Source organism: uncultured Pontibacter sp. (assembly GCF_947499215.1).
In the GTDB taxonomy this organism is placed as follows: domain Bacteria; phylum Bacteroidota; class Bacteroidia; order Cytophagales; family Hymenobacteraceae; genus Pontibacter.
On the sequence record NZ_CANMNI010000001.1, the window covers coordinates 579,439 to 604,488 of the forward strand.

Consider the following 25,050-nt stretch of genomic DNA (forward strand, 5'->3'; position numbering starts at 1 on the left):
GCACGCTAAAGCGCACGCAAACAGACCAAAGTCAGTGTCTTACGTACAAAATAAATCAGATTACCCTGCCGGGGCGGTTAAAGAACATTGTCAGGTGTAAACATTCTCGACAGGGCCCCGTTTTATAGTTTTATGCTTTTGAAAATTGCATGTACGTGACGTGAGAACAGCAATAAAAACTGACCTTTTATGATCGCAGTTACTTCCCTGCTCGACCAATCCCATTCTAAGCGTGTGGATGAACTGACTGAGTTGTTGGACAAGAAATTTGGCCTCAACGAAGTGAAGATGACACCCTATCCACACCTTACCCTACTGACCGCAGAAATTCCGGACATGGAGGAGCTCCAGCAATACCTCGACCAGACAAGCCGGGAGACGGAGCCTTTTACCATCCGTACCACTGGTCTCGGCGTATTTCCGGGAGAGAAGCCAGTCATCTACATACCGGTGCTGCGCACCAACATGCTCAACCAGCTCCATGCCCGCCTGCACCGCGATATTTCGGAGATGAGCAGTGAAATGGGCATCTATTACAATCCCAACATGTGGTTGCCGCACATCTCACTGGCCCTAGGCGATACTACCCCCGAACTGTTGGGACCCGTGCTGACTTTTCTTTCTAATTACAACTTTAACTGGGAGATCAGGATCGACAACCTGACCATTCTACAAAAATGTGGTGACTACTACCTGAAGGAGGACGAGTATACCTTCAGTCGCAAAGAACTCACCATTTAGCAGAGCAAGTCTTTTAGCACGCTAAGCCCTATCTTTTAAATATACCACAGAAGTTCCGGTATTATAGTCCTAAGGAGGTCTATACGGGCTTTTCTATGCTCAGAAACAGGCAAAGTCTTATTTTAATATTATTTTAATGAGCTATTGTGAAAATTTTTTCAACCCCTTAAAAAACTGAACCGTATTCTTTGATTGACTTCAAGCCATAAAAATCCTTAAAATTTCCACCAGTACGACTTTAAAACAAACAAAAAACATGGAAGAGAAAGAAAACAAGCAAGGTCAATCCAACAAAGTAGATGAGAACAGCAAAGACAGACAGTTAGAGCACTTCCGCGAAGATGGCCAAGGCGAGTACATGACCACTGACCAAGGCGTCAGGATCAACCACACGGATGACTCCCTAAAAGCGGGCCAACGTGGGCCGACCCTGATGGAGGACTTTCACTTCCGTGAGAAGATGACCCACTTTGACCATGAGTCTATACCTGAGCGCGTGGTGCATGCCCGAGGCTCAGCGGCTCACGGTTACTTTCAGCCTTATGACGACACACTCAAGCAATTCACTAAAGCCAAGTTCTTAACTAACCCCGGCTCCAAGACGCCCGTATTCGTGCGCTTCTCGACAGTGGTGGGCTCACGCGGCTCTGCCGACACCGTACGCGACGTAAGGGGTTTTGCCACGAAGTTCTATACCGAAGAGGGTAACTACGACTTGGTGGGCAATAACATGCCACCTTTCTTTATACAGGATGGGATTAAGTTCCCGGATCTCGTGCACGCCATCAAGCCGATGCCGGACAATGAGATGCCACAGGCCTCCGCCGCACACGATACCTTTTGGGATTTCGCCTCACTGATGCCCGAAACAACGCACATGCTGATGTGGGTGTTGTCTGACAGGGCCATCCCACGCAGCTTCCGCATGATGCAGGGCTTCGGCGTGCACACCTTCCGTTTTATAAACGAGGCAGGCAAAGCTACTTTTGTGAAATTCCACTGGCGACCAAAGCTGGGCACGCACTCCTTGGTTTGGGACGAGGCACAGAAACTAGCCGGTAAAGACCCCGACTGGTTGCGCCGTGACCTGTGGGAGGCAATCGAAATGGGCGACTATCCAGAGTTTGAATTGTCTGTACAATTGATTCCGGAAGAGGACGAATTTAAATATGACTTTGACCTGCTGGATGCCACCAAACTTGTTCCTGAAGAACTGGTGCCGTTACGCAAAGTCGGTAAGATGGTACTAAACCGCAATCCGGACAACTTCTTCTCCGAAACAGAGCAGGTAGCTTTCCACCCGGGTAATTTGGTGCCGGGCATCGACGTGACCAACGACCCGCTGCTGCAGGGGCGTCTCTTCTCCTACATTGACACGCAGATAAACCGTTTCAGCAGCGCCAACTTTGCAGAAGTGCCGATTAACCGTCCGGTGGCCCCAGTGCACAATCACCACGGCGCCGGCTTTATGCGCATGGGCATCGGCAAAGGCAAGGTAAACTACTGGCCAAACTCACTCGGCCATGGTTGCCCGATGATGGCCCCTGAGAACATGGGAGGCTATGTGCACCACATGGAGAAAGTGGATGGCCACAAGATCCGGGCACGCAGCGAGAGTTTCAATGACCACTACAGCCAAGCCACCTTATTTTGGAACTCACTGACTGAGCCTGAGAAAGAACACTTGGTATCGGCCGCTCACTTCGAACTGGGTAAAGTAGAGAGTAAAGATGTTCGCAGAAGACAAGTTGCCAACTTCTACAAAGTAGATCCGCAGTTTGCCGCCTTGGTGGCTGCCGGCATAGGCATTGAGATGCCAATAGACGAGGACTCTGAACCGACTGGCAACTTTGTAGAAGATGACGCTTCTCAAAAAATCAGCAAAGGTAAGTCTGTGAAAGAGTCAACTGCCATTAGCATGGAGAAAAACAAAATCGAAACAGCCAAATCCAGAAGAGTGGCTATTTTGATCGAGGACGGTTTTGACTACAACGAGGTGATGCAGGTGAAGGAAGCCTTGGAGGCTGCCGGCGCCCACGCCAAGATCATATCGAAGCTGCTCGGCAAACGTATTTCCAGCACCGGACAGGAAATTGAAGTAGATAAGCACCATGTTTCGGCCGGCTCTATCATGTTTGACGCGGTGTACATTCCGGACGGTGAGAAGAGCGTGCGCAAGATGATGCAGTTCGGTGATGCGCTCCATTTTGTAAGTGAGGCATTCAAGCACTGCAAACCGATTGCCACCTCCGGTTTCGGTATCAATATGCTAGAGAAGGCTTTCGTAGTAGGTGTTAACTTCGCCGACAAAGACTCTGGTAAAGTGGTGTCACATACCGGAGTGGTAACAGCTGGTAGCGATGCTGACGCCGGTAATTTTGCCGACAAGTTCATTGAAGCGATCAAGAAGCACCGCCACTGGGATCGTGAGCGCAACATGACACCTGCATAAGCATTTAATGTTTGTTATTGATTGTTTGTTTGGAGCAAAGGCCGCGATTTTCGCGGCTTTTGCTTTTTATACCTCCTCCTAGCTTCATCCTTTTGAAGAGGGCCCCTACCCCAAAAACAGGAGGGGAACAGCGGACAATTGTTATCCCCTGCTCTTCCCGAGAGGTAAGGCCATTAGGTTCTGCCGAAAACTATCCCCTTGAGGACAAGTGAGAATTTGCTAAAACTTAACATCCCCCTGCCCCCTTCGAAGGGGGACTTAGGCCGTTGTCATGCTTGGTTGCCAAGCTTAATATGCGTTATTACTACTTCTCCCATTTTCCTTATCTTTACAATCATCCTAAAAGCAAATGAACCCATACGCCTATACCTTAAAAACAACAGCCTTTGCCTTATCTCTCACATTGTTGGGAGCTTGCAGCAAAGGTCCAGCGACGAGCTCCTATACCTTGCCTGTCGAAACAGGCGTGTCGCGCGAACTAGCGGAGCACCGAAACAAGACGCTGCGCAACGTGCAGTATGACATACAACTGCAACTGCCAGCGAGCAAAACGGCGCCTATCCCTGCTTCTGAAGTCATCTCGTTTGACTTAAGCGACATGAGCCAGCCCCTGCAGATTGACTTCAAAGAAAAGCAGGAAAACCTACAACTGGTGAAAGTGAACGGCAAGGAGATTCCGCTACTGTTTGAGAAGGAGCACATTGTCATCGCACCAAAGCACTTGAAGGTTGGTCGAAACGAAGTGCAGATCGACTTCACTGCCGGTAACCTCTCGCTCAACCGCAATGAGGACTTCCTGTATACCTTGCTGGTGCCGGACCGCGCCCGCACAGTTTTTCCCTCCTTCGATCAACCCGATTTGAAAGCGGTGTTCAAACTTTCGCTCACGTTGCCGCAAAACTGGAAAGCACTGGCCAATGCTCCGCTGCAAGATTCTGTGATGAATGGCAATACCAAGACCTATAACTACCAGCCATCCGATACGATTCCGACTTATCTGTTCTCTTTTGTTGCTGGGGATTTCAATAAACTGAGCAACAGTGAGGGCGGCCGTACAATGCATTTCTATCATCGCGAAACGGACCCGGATAAACTTAAGTTAAGCGTGGATCCGATCTTCAGCATCCACCGTGATGCACTGGCTTTCATGGAGGAGTATACCCAGATCCCCTACCCTTTCAAGAAGTTCGACTTTGTGGCTATACCTGACTTCCAGTACGGCGGTATGGAGCATGTCGGCGCGATCGACTACAAGGCCTCTACCCTCTTCTTGGACGAAGGATCTACCAAAGACCAGCTGGTGGCCCGCTCTAACCTGATCGCGCACGAGACGGCGCATATGTGGTTTGGCGACCTCGTGACCATGCGCTGGTTCAATGACGTCTGGATGAAAGAGGTGTTCGCCAATTTCATGGCAGACAAAATCTCGAAGACGACGGTAAAAGACAGTAACTACGACCTCAAATTTCTGATCGACCACTTCCCAGCGGCTTACAGTATAGACCGCACCGCAGGCGCTAATCCGATTCGTCAGGACCTCGCGAACCTGCAGGATGCCGGTACCCTCTACGGACACATCATCTACCACAAAGCCCCCATAATGATGCGGCAGTTGGAGCGATTGATGGGTGAGAAAGCCTTTCAAGAAGGGCTACGGGTATACCTGAAGAAATATGCCTTCGGTAACGCCACTTGGCCACAGCTGATCGAAATACTGGATGCCCGCACTCCCACCGATCTGCAGACTTGGAATCAGGTATGGGTGAACGAGCCGGGCCGGCCCGTTTTCGACTATGACCTACAAGTGGAGGATGGCAAGATCAGCTCCTTCACGATTAACCAAAAAGCCGAAGACGGATCGGACCGTCTCTGGCCGCAGCTTTTTGAAGTGGCACTGGTTTACCAAGACAGCGTGCAGGAGTTCACCGTGAACATGGACAAAGCACAAGTGGAACTGACGGATGCAATTGGAAAACGTATGCCGCTTACGGTGCTGTTTAACTCTTCCGGACAAGGCTATGGCGTGTTTCCGCTGGATCTGAGGAATGGGGGCAGTATAAGCCAAAAGCTCCAAAACCCTGTAATGCGCGCTGCCACTTATATCAACCTCTACGAGAACATGCTCAACGGCAGGACGGTAACGCCTGACCTTTTGCTGCCCATTGCGCTGCTTGAGTCAGGTATGGAAACAGATGAACTCAACCTGAAGCTATTGACGGGCTACCTGAGCGATACCTACTGGAGGTATACAATGCCTGCCAAAAGAACAGAAATAGCGCCTGCCTTTGAGAAAAACCTGTGGGAAGCCATGGAAAAGCAAAAGTCCGGCAACGCCAAAAAGCTACTGTTCAAGACCTACCAGAGCATCGCCCTGACCAAAGAAGCGCAGAACCGTTTGCATCAGGTATGGGAAGCACAGAAGGCACCGGCGGGCATTACCCTCACTGAGGACGATTATACCTCGCTTGCCCTCTCCTTGGCCGTGCGCGACTATCCTAATTCGGAAGGTATACTAAAGCAACAGCTGTCACGCATCAAAAACCCGGACCGCCAGAAGCGCCTGCAGTTTCTGATGCCGGCATTGTCTGGCGATGAGCAGGTGCGAGACGCTTTTTTCGCCTCGCTGAAGGACCGCAGCAACCGCGACAAAGAAGCTTGGGTGGCGTCGGCTCTCTCCTATTTGCACCATCCCTTGCGCGCCGCTGCTTCGGAGAAGTACCTACAGCAGAGTTTGGAACTAGTGGAAGAGATACAGCTAACAGGTGACATTTTCTTCCCGACAAATTGGCTGCAGTCAACCTTCGGGTATTACCAGACGCCAACAGCTGCTGCTACCATACGCGCTTTCTTGGATGCTCACCCCGATTACAACCCGAAGTTGAAGGGCAAGATTTTGCAAGCCGCCGACCATGTGTTCAGAGCTGAAAAACTACTGAGGGGCGCACAAACAAATTAAGCCCCCCTGTACCACAATTTAAAACTGAAGCCGGCCAGATTCCTACTTTATGTGGAATCTGGCCGGCTTCAGTTTTATGGGGGTAATACTGGATTCTTAACTAATTGAAGTTGACTTTCTTTTTGAGGAAGTGCTTAGGTCTATTATGTACTCAATGGCACCGATCATGATAAGGGTATAGCCGAGCAACTCAACAGACTCCTCACTAATACGTGTGATTTCGTACATGTATTTTTCCTCTCCCATTAGCGCAAGCCAAATATCCTCCAAGCCGTAAAGTCTGCTGAATATAAAGACAGAAAGCATCCCCGCGATTACAATACCAAAGGCTTTTGTGCGGATGAATCCGTCCAGCTGTCTCCAGAAGAACTCTTTCTTTTTATATACCAGAAAAGCCGTTACAATGGCGAGGGAATAGGCTAGCACTTTCCATGTGTGCCGGGCTACGTGCGCATCCAAAAAAGCATCAAACTCCCGGATCAGTGACATGCCGAAAAGTCCGCCTAAGAGCAGACCGACAACAGCCTGATTCGGGAAAAAGCGCACGCTGAGGTAAAATATGAGAGTCGACACAAGTAAGAAAACCTCTTGTGCATACTCTGTGTAAGACTGCTCCGAGAACTGGCGACTAATACGATGAGCATCTAACAGAATAATCTCAGTCAGAGTGAACAACAACAGGCTGTATAAAGCAACCCTGAATCCCATGAGCAGCACAGGTTTACGAAAATCGCTGTCTACAGCACCATGCCCCTCCTCCTTTCTTAACGTAACTCTACTTTTCATTGTGCTCATCCCAAAACATTTTTAAGTTGAATGCTTTACTCATTTATACAGTATTTTATATTTTTTGATAATAAAATGATACATAAGTTTTAAAATGAAAAGACTAACTGCGTTAACAGTTAGCCTCTTCATTCAAGTTTTAAGCTGAAATCCTTTGTTGGAGATTACATATCCAGCACCAATGCAAAAATTAGCGGCGCTACAATTGTGGCATCAGACTCGATCATAAACTTCGGTGTGTCTTTGCCGAGCTTACCCCATGTGATTTTCTCGTTTGGCACAGCACCCGAGTACGAACCATAGCTGGTGGTGGAGTCAGATATCTGGGCGAAGTAGCCCCAAAGCGGCACACCATCGCGCTGTAAGTCTTGGTGCAGCATCGGCACTACGCAGATCGGGAAGTCACCGGCAATACCGCCACCTATCTGGAAGAAACCGATTGTGGACTCTTCTTTCGCAGTGTTCGTATACCACTCCGCCAGCTCCATCATGTACTGTATACCCGTCTTCACGGTATGCACATTTTTGATGTCGCCGCTGATCACGTGACCGGCGTAGATGTTACCCAAGGTGGAATCTTCCCAGCCCGGGCAAATGATCGGCAAATTCTTTTTGGCCGCTTCCAGCATCCAGCTGTTCTTCGGGTCGATCTGGTAGTATTGCTCCAAATCGCCGCTCAACAGAATCTGGTAGAAGAACTCATGCGGGAAATACGCCTCTCCGGCTTTGTCAGCCTTCTCCCAATATTTAAGCACCGTATGCTCCAAACGGCGCATGGCCTCCTCTTCAGGTATACAGGTATCGGTTACGCGGTTGAGGTGGCGGCTCAGCAGCTCCTCCTCATCGGCGGCAGAAAGCTCGCGGTAATGCGGCACGCGCTCATAAAAATCGTGCGCCACCAAGTTGAAGATATCTTCTTCGAGGTTGGCACCTGTACAGGAAATGGCGTGGATCTTATCCTGACGGATCATCTCGGCGAGAATGATACCCATCTCGGCCGTAGACATGGCACCAGCCAAGGTCACAAGCATTTTACCTCCGTTATTGAGGTGTGTCTTATATCCTTCGGCAGCGTCTATCACAGAGGCCGCGTTGAAGTGTTTGTAGTGTTTTTTTAGAAATTCTGATACGTTCATAGTTGTTTCATAAAGCCAGCCAATCCTTGGATTGGGCTAGGTTGTGGCAAGTTAAGACATATTTTGTTAATCGTTTATCGTTATTCGTTGATCAGTGCCATAAAGTTTATTTTCCATTACAGCAGCATGCTTCAGGTATAAAACACATGCACGATTTGGACAGGTCGCGACCTGTCCCTACCATAAATCGATAACTGATAAATGTTTACTGTTTACTATAAACTGCCCTACTTTGCCGGTTTTTCGATCACTAGATTGTGGTTGGTGTAAATGCAGATGTCGGCGGCGATGGTGAGGCTCTCACGGACCATCTCTTCTGCTGACAAATGCGGGGCGTGCTTTTTGAGGGCAAGGGCTGCTGCGTGGGCAAACATACTGCCCGAGCCGATGGCCGCAATCTGGTTGTCAGGCTCGAGCACGTCGCCGGTGCCCGAAATGATCAGCAACTCCTCTTTGTTGGCCACCACCATCATGGCCTCAAGTTTGCGCAGGTACTGGTCTTTGCGCCAGTCCTTGGCCAGTTCGATGGCGGCGCGCTTCATGTTGCTCTGGTAAGCGTTCAGTTTCTCTTCGAAACGCTCCAACAAGGTAAAGGCATCAGCGGTGGAGCCTGCAAAGCCGGTCACGATTTTGCCGTCGAGCAGCTTGCGGATTTTTTTAACATTGCTCTTGGCGATGTGCTTGTCCATGGTGGCTTGCCCGTCGGCGCCTACGCACACTTCTCCGTTGTGGTATATACCTACTACTGTAGTCGATCTTATTTTTGCCATTGCTATGTGTTGGTTTATATCTCTTGCTTTAGCTACGGCAATCGCAAACAAAAAGCCAAAGGTATAGCAGCCGACAAATTGTCGGGTTAAGTCACCAAAGCGCTACCCCTGCTACCTGCCAACGGAAAGCGCCTGCCAAAACATGCCGCCTTTTGCTATCTTTGCCTTACGATTAGATACTCAGCTTCAAAATACATACGATATGAGCAAAGCAAATTGGGTGACCGTAAAAGAATACGAGGACATCACCTACAAAAAGTCAAACGGCGTGGCACGCATCGCCTTTAACCGGCCAAACGTACGCAACGCCTTCCGTCCGAAAACAGTGGCCGAACTGTTCGAGGCCTTCTTGGATGCCCGTGAAGACACCTCCATCGGTGTGGTGTTGTTCTCGGCTGAGGGGCCTTCTACGAAAGACGGGGTATACTCCTTCTGCAGCGGCGGCGACCAGAACGCCCGTGGCCACCAAGGCTATGTAGACGAAGCAGGTATGCCGCGCCTGAACATTTTGGAAGTACAGCGCCTGATCCGCTTTATGCCGAAGGTGGTGATTGCGGTTGTGCCGGGTTGGGCCGTGGGTGGCGGACACTCGCTGCATGTGGTATGCGACCTCACGCTGGCCAGCAAGGAGCACGCGATCTTCAAACAAACCGATGCCGATGTGACAAGCTTCGATGGTGGTTATGGATCGGCTTACTTAGCTAAGATGGTAGGTCAGAAACGTGCCCGCGAGATTTTCTTCTTGGGCAGAAACTACTCCGCACAGGATGCCTATGACATGGGTATGGTAAATGCCGTTATTCCGCATGACGAATTGGAAAACACCGCTTACGAGTGGGCACAGGAGATTCTGGCCAAGTCCCCTACTTCTATCAAGATGCTCAAGTTCGCCTTCAACCTCACCGACGACGGCATGGTAGGCCAGCAGGTGTTCGCCGGAGAAGCCACCCGCCTCGCCTATATGACGGAAGAGGCTAAAGAAGGTCGCAACGCCTTCTTAGAGAAACGAAAGCCGGACTTCTCTGACATTAAGTGGATTCCGTAAGTATAGCCTTCAGGTATAGAATAGTAAAGCCGCTCTGTAATGGAGCGGCTTTTTTGTTGTCATGCACTATGGCAACTCCGGTTAAATGCAATTTACTTATCAAATAAGGTTCAGCATCACTGGGATAATTAAGCAGCCAAGGTTAAAGCATTGATTTTCAAAACGATTAAACGTATATATTCGGGTAAATCGTTTATAAACGGATATATACATTTAAAAAATGCATATAAAACCACTCTAATGCCTCCTAAGAGGCATTAACTAATCTATTATACATTAAAATTTTATAATTTCAGTTAGTAGTGAGGGCGCGAATCATCTTGCTCTAACAGCTAACTGGTTCATGAGATGAATCAAAGGCAATTGCCTTAATATTTAGTTAAACTATATGGCGCTTTCAGAATATTCTGCTATCTTCAATAAATGGAGTATTTCACCTTATAGACGCTATTATGCACCTTTTGGGCAAAGCTGAAACAGTTTTAAGAGAGAATTACACCTTCGCACATAGTGCCAATAACCGTATGTTCCCGCTTTCGAGGTAGTTAGGGTTAATAAAAACTATTAAGAAATCACCTTCCAATTAAATGAAATGTATCTTAACATTATTAATTCTAACATCCCTACTCTTTAGTTGTAAGGGTCCTGAAGCACAACAGAACTGTTTAAAGGAAAATATTAACGCACTAAAAGATACAGCTGAATATAACTCCATTAGAAGCGCTGCCAAAGACACAGTTACAGATTGGATTGATAAAAATGTTCAATTCTACGGACATCTTGATAGAGAATCCAAATGGCAGATAGATAGTGCAGTCTTTTTCAATGAAGACAATAGCAGGGCTTTACTACTTTTGTTAGAAGTGTATACTACACCTGATTCTAAAATGGACTTTGTAAATATGCTGGCCGCAGAGAAAAAGAATGGTAGCTGGTATTTTTACACTCAAGGCTTTCCTTCAATAGCATTTGACAGGAGCAATAACAAAAATCAACCTTACACATTTAACCAGCTGTCAATGGTTTCAAGAGAAGAACTTATGCTTGGCGGCTATTACAAGTGGAAGTCCTGTAATGTCAACTATGATTATGTAAATGATTGGTTCAACGAACCTTTGGAAAAATATCATCAAGAGTATCTTAAAAGAAGAAATAAAAACTAAAAGAATTAATACCCCTAACCACACCCATAAGCCAGCTACGCCACCTTATGGCCAAGTCCGTTGGCCGTGATTGTGAATTTACGAATTTTAAAGTGGCGCGGCTTTCAGGCATTTTAGGGCTGGGCGGCATCAAAGGCCACTAAAGCCGGGCAACGATCAGAAAAAGAGCCAAAGGAAGAAATGGAGTTTCTGACTGGAAGTCTTGCTTCGGCGAAGCCGGGAGAAAGCTAGGGCTTTCGGACGGGGGCGTCCAGGCAAGACTTTGGTGGGGCGAAGTTATAGTTGAAAAACGACAAAGTCAAGAGCATAACTTCGGTGAGGTGGCTCTTTTACAGAGAGTTGCCCGCAATAGAGAGGCCAATGATTAGATGGTCTTTCTTTAGATGGTGGCCAGCCCGGAGCCTGACGCCTGTGGCAACGTCGCTAATACCCCGCTATTAACGGCATTGCCGCCGGCTAAAGCGCCACTTAGAAGTTGATTTTTAATAGGTGTAAATCTTCCCAACCATCCGGGTTGTTTTTCCCCTATTTTTACATCGCAGTACCGGGAGAAAAAAGGGAAAAACAACCCCGGCCAACACCGCCCATAAGACACTGAATCAAGTCAGACAAGCTTCACCGTCTTATGGCCTTTTTCGTTGGGTGGTACTATAAATTATAGAAATTGAAGGTTACTAAAGAAATAAACCAGTCAGGTCAGCTAACTTACAATTGTTCATGCTGTGGTATGGAGCTTAGCAGCCTGCCGTTGACCTTTGGCAGCGACTACCCTGAATATTATTTTACAGTACCAGAAGAAGAAAGAGAAAGAAGAGTAGAAAAAACCGAAAGCCTTTGTGTGGTTGACGAAGAACACTTCTTTGTGCGTGGTCGGTTGACTATACCTATAAATGACTATGAAGAAGACTTAATCTTCAACGTCTGGACTAGTCTAAGCGAAGAAAACTTCATCAGAACAAATGAATTGTGGAATGACGCTGACAGAGTGAATGAGCCTCCATACTTTGGTTGGCTACAAACATACGTTCCTACCTACGACGACACTCTGAACATAAAAACTGAAGTAATCACACAGGAAGTAGGAATCATACCTAGAGTAGTCGTGACAGAAGAAAACAGCCCTCTCGCTCTTGACCAAGCAAACGGGATAACTTTGGAAAAAGCATTGTCAATTGTTACTGAAATTATACCTGACTTGCATCAGGAAACGAACAAAGAATAGCAACACCCAACAAGGTGCAGCACTTAGGCTAAGCTACGCTTCGTCCATCAACTGCACAAGACGTTGTAGGTCATTAAAATAATGAAAAATTTAATAATAAGTATTTCTCTTTTCTTAGTGGCAACTTTGATTCTATCCTACAGATTTTGGGGATACCCTGATAAATTAGTTGAAAAATATGGTATTATCAGAGACTACTCTTTTACAATTGATTCTGATGGTCGTGGTGGTAAAAATTATCAGTACTTGTTTAGTTTGAATAGGGATGGTAGCCAATACAGAATACCAGCTAAGTTTGTAGATGATTTTAACAAGGAGAGTTTTGAGCAACAAGTTAAAATTGGCGACACAGTAACGTTATTAATAGACCAATTACCAAATAGTCTTAATGGAGACATCACTGTGTATGAATTACGCTCTGGCACTGAATCCTTTTTAAGTGCTAAAGAAGCAACTAAGACAGATAAACTGGAAAAAAATATTGCAATACCTTTCTTCTTTGTACTCTTCAGTCTAATTGGCTTACTAAACTACAGGAAGTATAAAAACAAAAAATAACACCCTACAACAAGGTTCATACAAAACCTTTGCTACACGGCAGGCTTTGTATGCACGAGCACGTTAAGGCGATATTTATAAAGAAATTATTCAAAGTATAAACATGAACAACAACGATATTTTACGCCGGCTCCGCTATACATTTGATTTCAACGACTCTAAGCTGATGGAGCTTTTTAAGTCTGGGGGGAGCAGGTAACCCGTGCAGGAATCATCGAGTGGATGAAAAAGGAAGATGAGCCCGGGTTTAAGGAAATGAGCGACCTGCACCTAGCTGCTTTTCTTAATGGTTTTATAAACGAGAAACGCGGCAAGAAGGAAAGCGAGCAACCTAAGCCCGAAAATAAACTGAATAATAACATGATACTTCGTAAGCTCAAAATTGCCCTGAACCTGATAGACGAGGACATCCTGGATATTCTGGAACTGGTAAAATTCCGTTTAAGCAAGCACGAACTCAGCGCCTTTTTTCGCAAACCTGACCACCAGCATTACCGCCCGCTTCAAGACCAGATTCTGCGCAACTTCCTGCACGGCTTGCAACTAAAGCACCAACCCGAATCAGGGAAATAAGATTGTTTTAAAACCCGCATAATGCATGTAACTTAGTAGAACACTCTGTTTCGGGCTGGCTTTAGTATAGAAGAATATTTCCTCCATTACAACTAAAATAAACCAGGCGCCTTTCGAGCTGCTATCCAAGGCATTGCCTTAAGATTAAGTTACTACTTTGGCGACTCCCCTAAGTTCTGACTCGGACTCCAAGACGGCTACAATTTGGAAGAAGTAATGAGCATTAAGCAAAAAGAGCTGGAAACAATTAAGAACTTTGAGAAAATGCAGCCTAACCCTGCTCAGCCGTAACCCTTGCTACGCTTCAGGCTTCGGCTGCACCATCCCGTCAAACGAGATCATATATGTAAATCTAATAACTCAAGTCAGTTGTGTGTAAGCAAAAAACAAAACCTGAATGGCAGATCATATACTAACAACCAAACTTGGAAAGGTTGAATATAGCTTATTTGGTATTGGGCAACCTATTTTATTTATTCATGGCGGCCATTCAAATTCTTGTGAGGGATTAGCTACAAAAGGATTCGACCTAAAAAAATATCAGCTCATTATTCCATCACGACCGGGTTATGGAAATACACTTCTTGATGATCATAAAACACCTAGAAAAGCTGCTGATCTTTTAATAGCATTAATTGACGAAATCAGTATAGATGAAATTGTTGTCTATGGGATCTCTGCCGGTGGTCTTACAGCTATTGAGTTGGCCGCAAACTATCCGGAACGAGTAAAAAAGCTTGTTTTGGCATCTGCTATATCTAAAAAATGGCTTAATAGAGATGATAAGATTTATAGAAAGGCTCAGATAATCTTCAATCCAAAGTATCAAAAATGGACTTGGAGTATGGTACGGATCTTTTCAAGATTACTTCCAAATCTTATTGGCAAGAGCTTTCATCCACAGTTTTCAAAAAAACCTTACCCAATTATTGAATCAAATGACGTGCAAGAGTTAATCCATGCATTAAAGAAATACGATTCAGGTGAAGGATTTGTAAATGACTTGGAACAAACGATTGATGAAAGTACCTTAGAAAGAATCGAATGCCCAACCCTAATTATTCACAGTGAATATGATAACAGTGTCCCTTTCGAACATGCTATTAATGCTCGAGATAAAATTAAGGGTTCTGTCCTTGAATGTCTAACCAATGAGTGGGGTCATCTATTTTGGATAGGGAGAGACTCTGATGATTCGATTAAAAAAACATTATACTTTATAGAAGGATAATGGCTGCACACAAAGGCACGATCAGGGTATCGGTGATATAGTGATACTTCAGACATCAAAGTAAATTAAAACTAAACTGCAACCGGAAATTGATATGGTTATTAGCACCTAACATGCAGTATGCTAATTGAAATCCGTTAAATTAACCCGATGAAAAGCTGTATAATAATATTTTGCCTCCTTCTGTGTCATCATGTATCCGGGCAAAGTAGAGAAGCTTTTGAGTTTAATAAAATCTATTCCTACGCTTTGCAGGAAGATGTAGGCAAAATTATCTCGGTGTTAGATACTATACCTGATGAAGCTTTAACAGAAGAACAGAGGAAGATAAAAGAAAAGTATTTTCACCGCTTTAAGTATCAGGATGAGCAGGTCGACCACAACACAAATGACACAATTCTAATTAGTCTGTTGCAGGTGTATCATACTTATTGGAGAAAGACTTTGCTGGACAAGCGCAATAAGGAGCAATACGACAAAGAACTCAAAGACAGCGTGATGGCTTTTCTCAGATCACACAACTATAAGCCCAGCTCAGTCTCCCAACCAGACATTGCTAGCAACTTTGGACAGCATTTAAAGGACTTCCTAAAACAGCAGAATTATTACGCTGCCACTGGTAAGACAGGCGGCCTATTTGATCTGTTTATATGGCCGAAGGAAGACACCACAACCTACCAAGTGAAACTGCCTGAGACAGAAGTCAAAGCTACCATCATTTTCATTGACAGTACAGTCACGATGGGATGGCAAGAATACGCCACCTTTGGCAAGTACTATGCAGGTGGATGGGCTACCAAGGAGTTTCACTACAGTGTCAGGAAAGCATATGACACAAATAGCGAAAACTTTAAGGTAAGCTACTTGACGCATGAAGCCCAGCATTTTGCTGATTATAAAACCTACCCCCTACTTACAGGCGCTGACTTGGAGTATAGGGCTAAGCTAACAGAATTGGTTTTCGCACGCGAAACACTTTATAATTTGATTCAGACTTTTATTAGAAACGCTAATAAAGAAGGGAGAAACTCCCATGCTTTTGCAAACTATGCTGTTATCAGAGACCTATCATGTGAGATTTTTAAAAAAAACTTTGTCTCAGATATAGAGCAGTGGAAAAAGGTCTCGTCATCAAAAATTAGCAAGTCGAGTGAAAGGCTCCTAAAACAGCACTCTAAAGCACTAAAGAAAGCTGGACCGGATGCGGTGACCGAGCTTATAAACTGATCTAAAGTTAAAGTTTTTGGAATAGTTTATCAGCTAACCATAGCTAAATGTCATTTCGCTTTATTCAAAATGTAGATTGATTGTGATGGTAAATTTTATGCTGGCCTATCTGCTCAAATCCTGAACATACCGCTACTTCATAACAAAAGGAAAGCTGATAAGCTGTATCTAATCACATCCTAATTTCGTAAATTTTTCTAAGAAAGTTACAATTTAAGATTCCTTGCTCTTATTGTGACTCGTTTATTACTTTGAAACTAAAACCGAAGACAAAATGAGAAAAGTTTATTTTTCAGTGCTAGCGATCTTAATGTTGGTTGCTTGCAGTGAATCCGAAAGGGCAACAGAGCAACAGGCAGCAGGCAATCAAACTCCTACCACTCATACTGCAGTAGACACGGCAAAGGCCAGACAGGACCTGAACGCATTGGCTGACGAGATACACAACTTGTTTAAGAAGAAAGACATTGCCTTCGTTGACAAGCACATGGCCAAAGATGGTATTTATCTGGGTACAGATCCGAATGAAATATTGAACTTCAACGACTTCAGAGCTTATCAGGAACAGATGCTCGGTGACACTGCAGTCCGAATTCCAGATTATAAAATCGAACGTCGGGAAATAGTAATTAACGGTGCATCCGCCGTCATTATTGATCAGTACTTTTTCCCAGATCTGAGCGAAAAAATGATGATAAGAAACATCAGCCATGCGCGGCATGAGGATGGCAGATGGATGGTAGACATGTTTTCTTGGAATTTTATTCCTAGAAACGAAGATGTTGAGAAAATAAATAAGGCACTTTAGGCAAATAATGCTTTATTTTACTACGGGCCCAACCATTTATAATCACGCAATCACAAAGCCTAGTACATAACGGCCAACTCCGTTTAACAGCAATTATTGACATAACTCTTTTAATTAAAAATCTAAACACCAACGAACATAATCAAACCTTAAACAAACTTGCATGATTACATCACTACTGACGTTCATTCTTTTTTTAAATTTAAACAGCACGCCTCCCGGCACAAAGCAGGTAAAAAACTACCATGTTGACACAACCGAAATCTTGAATATCCATTGGTTAGAGTATATCCATCATAGAGAAAACGAAATAGGGACTGCTGACAGACACAAACTCCTTCCCGATAGTGCCAACACTTGGTATAGAAAGTCTGAAAATCATTTTAAGCCTATTGTGCTAATAAGCTACGAGCAAGCTCTTGACTATTGTGCTTGGCGCTCTAAAGTTGTAAGTAAAAAACTAGGCAAGAATGTGACCTACCGGTTACCGACAGCAAGCGAATGGACGGCTATAGCGGAAGAAATCATCAAGACGGATCTGAAGCAACAGGAGAAGAATCTGGCCAAAACCAAAAAGGCAGTCAGCAAAATCACAGGGCAGTATTTTCTGATTGACAGCAGGAAACAGGAAAAATCAAATAATAGTATCTATAACCTGTTCGATAATGTGTCTGAAATGACCGCAGAAAAAGGCGTGTCGATGGGTGCAAACAATCATCAACTGTTCGACTTAAAGGAAAATGCCAACCGCACCATTTCCTATGATGGGCCTAGCCCATACTTGGGTTTTAGATGCATCGTTGAAATTGAAGAATAGTATAAACTTATACCATCACCATGCACCCACAAGTAAACGACTACATCAACACCTCCGAAAAACATAAAGAAACCCTCGAAGCACTCCGCCAGCTCGTGCACGACACAGTACCTAGCGTAACTGAGGAGTTTAAATGGAGTCGCCCTGTTTTCCGCTCTGATAAAGATTTCGCGTACCTTAAAACGGCCAAGGCCTATATTACTCTCGGCTTCTTTCAGTTCAATAAGCTCAACGACCCAAAGGGCTTGCTGGAGGGAACTGGCAAGGACATGCGCCATATTAAGATCAAAAACGTGCAGGACATCGACCACGAACTCCTGACTGCGTGGTTTAAAGCCGCAGCGGTATAGCCAAACCAGTCCGCAAACGTATACCCGACCTATGAAAACCGAGAAAGAGAAAATGCTAGCGGGGGAATTGTACGACGCGCTGGACAAGCAACTATCCGAGGAGCGCCTGCAAGCGCGCCTGCTTTTGAAAGAACTCAACGACAGCCGCGAAGATCAGGAAGAAGAACGCTACCGTATCTTAAAAGCACTGATCCCGAATGCAGGAGCAGGACTATGGCTGCAGCCTCCCTTCTATTGCGACTATGGCTACAACATGGTCGTGGGCGAAAAAGTGTTCTTCAACTTCAACTGTGTGGTGCTCGACGTAGCAGAAGTACGCATTGGCAGCCGGACACTGTTCGGACCCAATGTGCAGGTATACACAGCCACGCACCCTATGGATCATCGGGAACGCGCCTCCGGTCTGGAGTATGCCAAGCCCATCCAAATCGGCGAAGACGTCTGGGTAGGCGGAAGTGCTGTTATCTGCCCCGGCATCAGCATTGGGGATCGCAGCGTGATTGGTGCGGGCAGCGTGGTCACCAAAGACATACCTGCCGATGTGTTTGCAGCGGGCAACCCGTGCCGGGTTATCCGTGAGTTAGAAAAGGAGTAAGCTATGCCCGGCTGGCACAAACTACCCGGCAGCCTATATAGGCATCAAAGTCATTAAACAAAAAAGCCGGACTTATCGCCCGGCTTTTTCTGTATCACAACCTTCTGGAACTAGTTGTTGATTTTAATATCTACTTTCTTAGTTTTAAGAGATCCGCCTTCAGGGCCCAATTCAAGGGACGTCCCCTTTTCCTGCTCCATAACTACTTTGGTAGCTGGCGTGGCTGCCGACTTTTCTACTTCCACAACTTTTACTGTTTCTGTTTCTACAACTTTTACCTGTTCTTCTTGTGGTTGTTTATTACAGCCAAATGTGAACGTCAGGGCAAGCGCACTCAATAAATAAATGAATTTCATATAATGAAAATCTGGAACTGGTGATGGCAAACAAAAATAGCTGATCTTTAAAACCCTTATGATTTACGGAAAAGCACTTTCTTACCTATCACAGTGTACGGGCTTTAGACGGAAGTGGCTAAGTAATATCAATATATATAAATTACACAATAGCAAGGCGTCCCATTGCATCCCTCACCTCACCCTAAATAATCAAAGCAAAGGGCCTCCCCGTTTCCGAGGAGGCCCTTTGCCATGTTCATATTGAAAATTACTTATACCAATATTCTCACCGGATTCTCGAGCAGGTTCTTGAAGGTCTGCAGGAAAGCGGAACCTACGGCGCCGTCTACTACACGGTGGTCGCACGAAAGTGTTACTTTCATCACGTTGCCGATTCTGATCTGACCGTCGCGCACAACAGGTGTTTGCTTGATGCCACCCACAGCCATGATGCAGGCATCTGGCGGGTTGATGATGGCCGTAAACTCTTCGATGCCGAACATGCCCAAGTTGGAGATAGTAAACGTGTTACCTTCCCAGTCAGACGGTTGCAGCTTCTTGCTCTTCGCTTTGCCACCCAGATCTTTCACTTCAGACGCGATAGTTGAAAGCGACTTGTAGTCGGCGTTGCGCACCACAGGCACCAGAAGACCCTCTTCTACCGCCACAGCCACACCGATGTTGATGTGCTTGTTGTAACGGATCTTGTCGCCCAGCCACGAGGAGTTCACGGCAGGGTGCTGACGAAGCGCTGCAGCGGCCGCCTTGATCACCAAGTCGTTAAACGATACTTTCACCGGAGACACTTCGTTGATCGACACACGGGCTTCCATAGCCTTGTCCATGTCGATCTCCATGGTCAGGTAGAAGTGCGGTGCCGTGAACTTGCTTTCAGCCAAACGGCGGGCAATCACTTTGCGCATCTGAGACACGTTCACTTCTTCGTAAGAATCAGATGGCGCGCCCGGTATAGCCTGTGCAGCCGGAGCGGCGGCAGGAGCTTTGGCTGCTTCTTTCTGCGGCGCTTCAGATGGTTTGAAGTTCTCCACGTCACGCAGTACTATACGTCCACCCTCACCCGATCCTTTGATCTGGCTCAGATTAAAGCCTTTATCTTTGGCTACTTTCTTAGCAAGCGGCGAAGCTTTGATGCGGCCGTTTCCATCGGCGGAAACTTGCTCTGTTTCGCCGGCCGGCACTTTAGTTTCTTCTACTTTATCAGAGGTAACTTTGTCAACACCAGCTTCGATTGCCTCATCCGTCTGCGCGTTTTCTTGGCGTTCCTGCTTATCAGAGCCTTCAGCTTCCAAAAGCGCCTTATAGTCAGCACCTTCTTCACCGATAATGGCGATAACTGCATCAATAGCAACTGAATCGCCTTCATTAACGCCAGTATAAAGCAGCGTACCGTCTTCGTAAGACTCAAGCTCCATGGTCGCCTTATCAGTCTCCACTTCGGCCAGCACGTCGCCTGCGCTCACTTTGTCGCCTACTCTCTTCAGCCACGAAACGAGTACACCTTCTGTCATGGTGTCGCTCATCTTTGGCATTCGGATCACGTTTGCCTTGATGCTGGAAGTGTCCACGGAGGTTTTAGCGGCAGGGGCATCAGCCTTAGCCGAAGCAGCCTCTTTCTTTTCTTCTTTCTTCTCCTCCTGCTTAGGTGCTTCCTTTTTCTCCTCTTTAGGCTCTTCTTTGGCAGCTGGCTTCTTACCGTTTCCGGCACCGTCCAGCAGGTCAGAAATGTCTTCGCCTTCCTTGCCAATGATCGCTATTACAGCATCTACCGGTACAGAATCGCCTTTCTGCGGACCAATGTGCAACAGGGTGCCATCTTCGTAGGATTCCAGTTCCATGGTCGCCTTGTCGGTTTCCACCTCGGCCAGAATGTCACCGGCGCTTACCTTGTCACCTACTTTCTTAAGCCAAGATGCAATCACCCCCTCCGTCATCGTGTCGCTCATCTTAGGCATTCGTATCACTTCAGCCATAATTATCGTCTTATTTGTTCGCCTATTTCGTCTAATCAATAAGGCCCAAAATTAGACCTAAAAATATTTTATTCAAACTATACCCCCTATTTTGTTGCGGCTGGTAATTTATACCTGCACATCCTGCAAATGGGCCACGTCACAGTACCTCTTCACAGTGAACATGCTACCTGTATAATCGAGTTGGTAGAGGCACAGATTCTGGTGCTCAAACTGGTCCATACAACGCAGCGGGTAGCGTAGCAACTGGCTCAGTAAAATGCGCATGGCGCGGCCGTGCATACAGATCAGCACGGTTTCCTCTTCCGGACGACTCAGGATCAGGTCCACCACGGGCCTCTGCCGGGCAGCCACCAGATCGGGGCTCTCCCCTCCTTCTATGCACAGGCTGGTCTCGCCTTCGGTCCACGTCTGCAACATGCGGTGATAGTAGGCATCCTCCTCGGGTGTGATGCGCGTGCCTTCGCGCGTACCCCAATTAATCTCGTTGAGCCCGGCATGGCGCTCGTGCGGTATGCCTCTGTCGATGAACCCCTGCACCGACTCTATACTGCGTTGCAGCGTAGAGGTGTATACCTTATCGAAAGATACATGCTGGTACTTCTCAAAAAAAGCGGCTGCCTGTCTGCGGCCCAAGTCATTGAGCGACGCATCCACACCACTGCCCTGCACGATGCCTTGCAGGTTAAAATCGGTCTGTCCGTGGCGGATCAGGTATATTTTCTTAATACTCAAAATTCTTCTACTTTTGCCTCTTTACCAATACGAGAATGCGAAGTTAGCATTCAAAGCCTATACAAAATGGATTCTACGTTAGAAAAGCTGCGGAAGTGGAGTAAAAACACAATGGTGGAACACCTCGGCATCGAATTGACCTCTTACAGCGAGGGTGTGCTGCTCGGTAAAATGCCGGTGGACCGCCGCACCCACCAGCCGATGGGGTTGCTTCACGGTGGCGCCTCTGTGGCCTTGGCCGAAACGCTGGGCAGTATCGGGGCAGCGCTATCGGTGGATCTAAGCCAGAAAGCCTGTGTGGGACTGGAGATAAATGCCAACCACATCCGCAGCGTGCGCGAAGGCTGGGTATACGGCGAGGCCAAGGCTTTGCACAAAGGCCGCAGCACACAGGTATGGGAAATCAAGATCTCATCTGAGACTGGCGATCTGGTATGCCTCAGCCGCATGACCGTAGCCGTAATAGACAAGAAATAAAGCATGAAACAGGCAGCTGGCATAGCAGAAGAAAACACGCAAGGCTATACCTTGGAGCAGGTGCTGTCGGCGGCACTAAGCCAGCAGCAGGCCATTGCCGTCTGGCGACTGCCTTTGCAAACAGAAGTGCAGGCCTGCATCGCCTTTGCGCCGCAAACAACCGCCGCTATACCTGAGCTGGAGCCCAGCCCGGCAGGTTTTCTGTTCTGCCCCTTTGTGACGGACGGTGCTGAAAGCAATATTTTCCTCAAAGCAGACATCAGCTACAATTCGTTTACCCGGCAGCTCAGCACTGCCCCCGATGCGCCTACGGAAAAAGTGAGCCTTTTTATAGAAGCGATAGCGCAGGTGGAAAACGGGAAACCTGCGGCATGGTCTACACCTGCTAACCCAGCCCGCCATACAGACCGCAACGAAGAAACCTTTATAGCAGCTGTAAGTCTGGCTGTGGATGTGATCCGGGCGGAAGCGATGGAAAAGGTGGTGCTCTCGCGGATCAACACCTCGCCCCTCCCCGATGCATTCAGTCTGCACAAGGCCTTTGAGAAAATGCAATCGTCCTATCCCAATGCTTTTGTGTCGCTGGTGGCTATACCCGGCGTGGGTACTTGGCTAGGCGCCTCGCCAGAGATACTGGTGAGCGTGGACCAGCAGCAGGTGTTCAAAACCGTGGCGCTGGCAGGCACGCAGCCCGCCTGCGAAGACGGCTCCACGGCCAACGCGATCTGGCGACAGAAAGAGATCGAGGAGCAGGGTATGGTAGAACGCTATGTGCTGAGTTGTTTCAAAAAGCTGCGTTTGCGCGAGTACTCCGAAGTGGGTCCGCGCACCGTGATCGCCGGCAACCTGATGCACCTGCGCACCGATTTTAAAGTAGATCTGAAGGAGGTAGACTTCCCGACTTTAGGCACCGACATGCTGCGCCTCTTACACCCCACCTCTGCCGTCTGCGGACTGCCCAAAGAACCGGCGCTACGGTTTATACTCGATCACGAAGGCTACGACCGCAGCTACTACAGCGGATTTTTAGGCCCTGTGAACAGCATAGCCGGCACGCACCTTTTCGTGAATCTGCGCTGTATGCAGCTGTTAGAGCACGAAGCCGTACTATACGCGGGAGCCGGCATCACCGGCGAGTCCTCCCCCGAAAAAGAATGGCAGGAAACACAGCATAAACTTCAAACGATGGGCAAAATCCTGTCTGATTTTTAATTCACTCATTCACTCATTATGGTACTTCAGCCCGTTGTCAATATAGCCGAGATATGTGCCCGCAAAGGGGTGGTAAATGTGGTGTTGTCGCCGGGGTCGCGTTGTGCGCCATTGACCATTGCCTTTGCCCGCCACCCGAAGCTGACAGTGCGCACGGTGAGTGATGAACGGGCGGCGGCTTTCATTGCCCTCGGTATGGCCCAGACGACAGGCAGGCCGACGGTACTGGTTTGCACTTCGGGCACGGCGGCGCTCAATTATGCGCCAGCTGTGGCAGAAGCCTACTTCCTGCAAGTGCCCTTGCTAGTGCTCACTGCCGATCGTCCGCCTGAGTGGATCGACCAACTCGACGGGCAGACCATTCGGCAGCAGCAGGTATACGGACAGCACATCAAACGCAGCTTCGACTTCCCGGTGGCCCTCGAGCACCCGGATGCTGTGTGGCACACGGAGCGTATGGTGTCTGAGGCCTTGAACGAAGCGGTAGCTTTTCCGCCCGGGCCGGTGCATATCAACGTGCCACTGCGTGAGCCTTTCTATCCAGCCGATGGAGAAGCTTTGCAGTATGACGAGCAGGTGAAAGTGATCGAAGAAGACCACAATCCCTACGAACTCAGCCAAATGCAGGCACTTAAGTTTGAGCAGGAAATGCTCTACTACAAGCGTGTACTGATTGTGGCCGGTCAGGAAAATCATGACCCAAAGCTACTGCAATCCCTCCAGACGTTCATAAGTTCGACAGGCGCCGTGGCAGTGGGTGACATCATCAGCAACACACAGCAACTCCCCGGCGTAGTGCGCCATCACGACGCCATACTGGCCTGCCCTGATCCGGAGAAGATGCAGGCCTTGCAACCAGATCTGCTGATCACCTTTGGCAAATCAATTATCTCCAAAAGCCTGAAGCTATACCTGCGCCAGTACAAGCCCAAGGCGCACTGGCACATACAACCAGCCGGACAGGTAGCAGATACGTTTCAGTCGCTTACCCGCATCATCCGCTGCACGCCCGGCAGCTTCTTTCGCAGCATGGCCGGCTGCACCCGCGAAGACTCTGGCTACATCAAAGCTTGGGCTAGTATAGAAATTAAGGCGGGTAATTTTTTAAAGGAGTTTAGCACAGTTGCACCCTACAGCGAACTGACTGCTATTAGCCGTGTTCTGAAGACTCTGCCTAAACAGAGCAACCTGCACCTCGCCAATAGCATGGCCGTACGCTATGCGAATATATTGGCTTTGCAGCCGCAGCAGGACGTGCAGGTATACGCCAACCGCGGTACCAGCGGCATCGACGGCAGCACCAGTACAACCGTGGGTTGCGCTCTGAGCAGCAAGCGCATCACCACCCTGCTCACCGGCGACATGGCCTTCTTTTACGATCGCAACGGACTTTGGCACAACTATCTGTCGGCCAACCTGCGCATTGTTATCATAAACAACCACGCTGGCGGCATTTTCAGACTGATTGAAGGCCCGAAGCGACAGCCGGAGTTAGAGGAGTATTTTGAAACCCGTCAACAGCTGGACGCACGTAACACGGCACTTGACTTTGGGCTAAACTACACCGCCTGTCAGTCATTGGAAGAACTGGAGCAAATCCTACCCGCCTTTTTCGCCCCTGATGCCGGGGCAGGTATATTGGAGATCTTCACCAATAGCAAGTCAAATGCTGCCGAGTTTGCGGCTTATAAACAGGCGCTGCTGAAGGCTTTGTAAGGTATAAGAATAGAAAAAATACGCATCCGCGTGCTCCTTTTGAGGACAACACCCTTTATTTCTATACAACTTGTCTTTGTACCGCTTGTATGAAATCCGGTTTATGATTGTCCATTTAGCTGTATAATTCGTTTAAACAATTGTATACCAA

At 47.4% G+C, this 25,050-nt stretch carries 22 protein-coding genes and 1 pseudogene; 17 read left to right on the plus strand and 6 right to left on the minus strand.

Translation table 11 applies throughout. The features are described 5' to 3' along the window. Nucleotides 1–189: 189 nt before the first annotated feature. The 3 genes from Q1A04_RS02525 to Q1A04_RS02535 all read left to right on the plus strand — a co-directional run bounded on the left by Q1A04_RS02525 (nucleotide 190) and on the right by Q1A04_RS02535 (nucleotide 6,149). Nucleotides 190–741 carry a 2'-5' RNA ligase family protein gene (locus Q1A04_RS02525; RefSeq protein WP_299700753.1) on the plus strand — a complete coding sequence of 184 codons (552 nt, stop codon included), beginning with the start codon at nucleotides 190–192 and terminating at the stop codon, nucleotides 739–741. Between the two features lie 256 nt (nucleotides 742–997). Continuing rightward, on the plus strand, nucleotides 998–3,193 hold the full coding sequence (locus tag Q1A04_RS02530; RefSeq protein ID WP_299700756.1) for a catalase: 2,196 nt from the start codon (nucleotides 998–1,000) through the stop codon (nucleotides 3,191–3,193). A 349-nt stretch (nucleotides 3,194–3,542) separates the two neighbouring features. After that, nucleotides 3,543–6,149, plus strand: coding sequence for a M1 family aminopeptidase (locus Q1A04_RS02535; RefSeq protein ID WP_299700759.1), 2,607 nt, complete (start codon nucleotides 3,543–3,545; stop codon nucleotides 6,147–6,149). Between the two features lie 96 nt (nucleotides 6,150–6,245). Here Q1A04_RS02535 and Q1A04_RS02540 read toward each other — a convergent pair whose 3' ends face one another. The 3 genes from Q1A04_RS02540 to hslV all read right to left on the minus strand — a co-directional run bounded on the left by Q1A04_RS02540 (nucleotide 6,246) and on the right by hslV (nucleotide 8,841). Next, the gene (locus tag Q1A04_RS02540; protein ID WP_299700762.1) at nucleotides 6,246–6,935 is read right to left on the minus strand and encodes a hypothetical protein; all 690 of its coding nucleotides are present in this window, start codon (nucleotides 6,933–6,935) and stop codon (nucleotides 6,246–6,248) included. A 164-nt stretch (nucleotides 6,936–7,099) separates the two neighbouring features. Continuing rightward, the gene (locus tag Q1A04_RS02545; protein ID WP_299700765.1) at nucleotides 7,100–8,071 is read right to left on the minus strand and encodes a deoxyhypusine synthase family protein; all 972 of its coding nucleotides are present in this window, start codon (nucleotides 8,069–8,071) and stop codon (nucleotides 7,100–7,102) included. 227 nt (nucleotides 8,072–8,298) lie between these two features. After that, nucleotides 8,299–8,841 carry an ATP-dependent protease subunit HslV gene (hslV, locus tag Q1A04_RS02550; RefSeq protein WP_299700768.1) on the minus strand — a complete coding sequence of 181 codons (543 nt, stop codon included), beginning with the start codon at nucleotides 8,839–8,841 and terminating at the stop codon, nucleotides 8,299–8,301. Between the two features lie 142 nt (nucleotides 8,842–8,983). On the opposite strand from hslV, the gene Q1A04_RS02555 reads away from it, so the two are divergent. From Q1A04_RS02555 to Q1A04_RS02605, 11 genes and pseudogenes are all read left to right on the plus strand, one after another. Next, nucleotides 8,984–9,886 carry a 1,4-dihydroxy-2-naphthoyl-CoA synthase gene (locus Q1A04_RS02555; protein WP_299700771.1) on the plus strand — a complete coding sequence of 301 codons (903 nt, stop codon included), beginning with the start codon at nucleotides 8,984–8,986 and terminating at the stop codon, nucleotides 9,884–9,886. Between the two features lie 587 nt (nucleotides 9,887–10,473). Beyond that, nucleotides 10,474–11,049: a hypothetical protein gene (locus Q1A04_RS02560; RefSeq protein ID WP_299700774.1), complete on the plus strand. Its 576-nt coding sequence runs from the start codon at nucleotides 10,474–10,476 to the stop codon at nucleotides 11,047–11,049. 664 nt (nucleotides 11,050–11,713) lie between these two features. Beyond that, the gene (locus tag Q1A04_RS02565) at nucleotides 11,714–12,271 is read left to right on the plus strand and encodes a DUF2199 domain-containing protein (RefSeq protein ID WP_299700777.1); all 558 of its coding nucleotides are present in this window, start codon (nucleotides 11,714–11,716) and stop codon (nucleotides 12,269–12,271) included. A gap of 81 nt (nucleotides 12,272–12,352) precedes the next feature. Continuing rightward, entirely contained in the window at nucleotides 12,353–12,829 is a 477-nt protein-coding gene (locus Q1A04_RS02570) for a hypothetical protein (protein WP_299700780.1), read from the plus strand. A gap of 103 nt (nucleotides 12,830–12,932) precedes the next feature. Continuing rightward, nucleotides 12,933–13,402: pseudogene (locus Q1A04_RS02575) on the plus strand (DUF1456 family protein). Between the two features lie 397 nt (nucleotides 13,403–13,799). Next, a complete protein-coding gene (locus Q1A04_RS02580; RefSeq protein ID WP_299700784.1) occupies nucleotides 13,800–14,633 on the plus strand; it encodes an alpha/beta hydrolase in 834 nt (277 codons plus the stop codon). A 249-nt stretch (nucleotides 14,634–14,882) separates the two neighbouring features. Next, the gene (locus Q1A04_RS02585; RefSeq protein WP_299700787.1) at nucleotides 14,883–15,860 is read left to right on the plus strand and encodes a hypothetical protein; all 978 of its coding nucleotides are present in this window, start codon (nucleotides 14,883–14,885) and stop codon (nucleotides 15,858–15,860) included. A 274-nt stretch (nucleotides 15,861–16,134) separates the two neighbouring features. Beyond that, on the plus strand, nucleotides 16,135–16,668 hold the full coding sequence (locus tag Q1A04_RS02590; protein ID WP_299700790.1) for a nuclear transport factor 2 family protein: 534 nt from the start codon (nucleotides 16,135–16,137) through the stop codon (nucleotides 16,666–16,668). Between the two features lie 163 nt (nucleotides 16,669–16,831). Then, on the plus strand, nucleotides 16,832–17,485 hold the full coding sequence (locus Q1A04_RS02595; RefSeq protein WP_299700793.1) for an SUMF1/EgtB/PvdO family nonheme iron enzyme: 654 nt from the start codon (nucleotides 16,832–16,834) through the stop codon (nucleotides 17,483–17,485). A 20-nt stretch (nucleotides 17,486–17,505) separates the two neighbouring features. After that, nucleotides 17,506–17,835, plus strand: coding sequence for a DUF1801 domain-containing protein (locus tag Q1A04_RS02600; RefSeq protein WP_299700796.1), 330 nt, complete (start codon nucleotides 17,506–17,508; stop codon nucleotides 17,833–17,835). A gap of 31 nt (nucleotides 17,836–17,866) precedes the next feature. Next, nucleotides 17,867–18,430, plus strand: a complete 564-nt coding sequence (locus tag Q1A04_RS02605; protein WP_299700799.1) for a sugar O-acetyltransferase — start codon at nucleotides 17,867–17,869, stop codon at nucleotides 18,428–18,430. 110 nt (nucleotides 18,431–18,540) lie between these two features. On the opposite strand, the gene Q1A04_RS02610 is transcribed toward Q1A04_RS02605, so the two are convergent. The 3 genes from Q1A04_RS02610 to Q1A04_RS02620 all read right to left on the minus strand — a co-directional run bounded on the left by Q1A04_RS02610 (nucleotide 18,541) and on the right by Q1A04_RS02620 (nucleotide 21,494). Continuing rightward, entirely contained in the window at nucleotides 18,541–18,786 is a 246-nt protein-coding gene (locus Q1A04_RS02610; protein WP_299700802.1) for a hypothetical protein, read from the minus strand. Nucleotides 18,787–19,040: 254 nt separating this feature from the next. After that, nucleotides 19,041–20,759, minus strand: a complete 1,719-nt coding sequence (locus tag Q1A04_RS02615; protein WP_299700805.1) for a pyruvate dehydrogenase complex dihydrolipoamide acetyltransferase — start codon at nucleotides 20,757–20,759, stop codon at nucleotides 19,041–19,043. 108 nt (nucleotides 20,760–20,867) lie between these two features. Continuing rightward, nucleotides 20,868–21,494: a histidine phosphatase family protein gene (locus Q1A04_RS02620; protein WP_299700808.1), complete on the minus strand. Its 627-nt coding sequence runs from the start codon at nucleotides 21,492–21,494 to the stop codon at nucleotides 20,868–20,870. Between the two features lie 66 nt (nucleotides 21,495–21,560). Here Q1A04_RS02620 and Q1A04_RS02625 point away from each other — a divergent pair, with 66 nt between their 5' ends. Genes Q1A04_RS02625 through menD form a run of 3 tightly spaced genes read left to right on the plus strand, consistent with a single transcriptional unit; the run spans nucleotide 21,561 to nucleotide 24,899 of the window. Next, nucleotides 21,561–21,971, plus strand: a complete 411-nt coding sequence (locus Q1A04_RS02625) for a hotdog fold thioesterase (RefSeq protein WP_299700811.1) — start codon at nucleotides 21,561–21,563, stop codon at nucleotides 21,969–21,971. Between the two features lie 3 nt (nucleotides 21,972–21,974). Further along, nucleotides 21,975–23,183, plus strand: coding sequence for an isochorismate synthase (locus tag Q1A04_RS02630; protein WP_299700814.1), 1,209 nt, complete (start codon nucleotides 21,975–21,977; stop codon nucleotides 23,181–23,183). Nucleotides 23,184–23,201: 18 nt separating this feature from the next. Next, a complete protein-coding gene (menD, locus tag Q1A04_RS02635) occupies nucleotides 23,202–24,899 on the plus strand; it encodes a 2-succinyl-5-enolpyruvyl-6-hydroxy-3-cyclohexene-1-carboxylic-acid synthase (RefSeq protein ID WP_299700816.1) in 1,698 nt (565 codons plus the stop codon). The last annotated feature ends 151 nt before the right edge of the window (nucleotides 24,900–25,050 follow it).